This window comes from Ralstonia sp. TCR112 (assembly GCF_007997035.1).
In the GTDB taxonomy this organism is placed as follows: domain Bacteria; phylum Pseudomonadota; class Gammaproteobacteria; order Burkholderiales; family Burkholderiaceae; genus Ralstonia; species Ralstonia edaphi.
Map to the genome: position 1 here is coordinate 1 of NZ_VOSS01000284.1, position 503 is coordinate 503.

Below are 503 nucleotides of genomic sequence, written 5' to 3' on the forward strand. Positions count from 1 at the left end.
TGGTGTCGGCGCGCGGTACGGCCGGCACGGTCAAGGCGGCGTTCAACACGCCGCTGGTGCATTACCAGTTGGCCGGCCGCAGCGGATTTGCGAACAGCGGCAAGGCGCAGGTGCCGCGCGCGCTGGGCGGCATCGTCGGCTCGGTGCTGGGTCTGCAGAACGTGGTGCGCGCGCGTCCGCTGCTGCGTGTGGGCGATGTGGCCGAAGCGCGCACGCTGGCAGCGGGCACCGCGACGGGCCACTACCCGAAGGAATTCCCGGCGCTGTATGGCGCGACCGGTGTGCCGACGGCGGCCGGCACCACAGTGGGCGTCATCACCATCGGCGGGGTATCGCAAACGCTGCGCGACTTGCGCACGTTCACGAGCAACAACGGTTACGCCACGGTGTCCACCACCACGATCAAGACGAACGGCACCAGCGGCAACTACACCGATGATCAGGAAGGCCAGGGCGAGTGGAACCTCGACAGCCAGTCCATCGTGGGCGCGGCCGGCGGCGCG

The 503-nt window shown here is 69.6% G+C and carries 1 protein-coding gene; it reads left to right on the forward strand.

Annotated elements, in window-relative coordinates:
* A partial coding sequence (locus FUT88_RS25995) for a protease pro-enzyme activation domain-containing protein (RefSeq protein ID WP_261797311.1) occupies positions 1-503 on the forward strand: 503 nt, incomplete at both ends.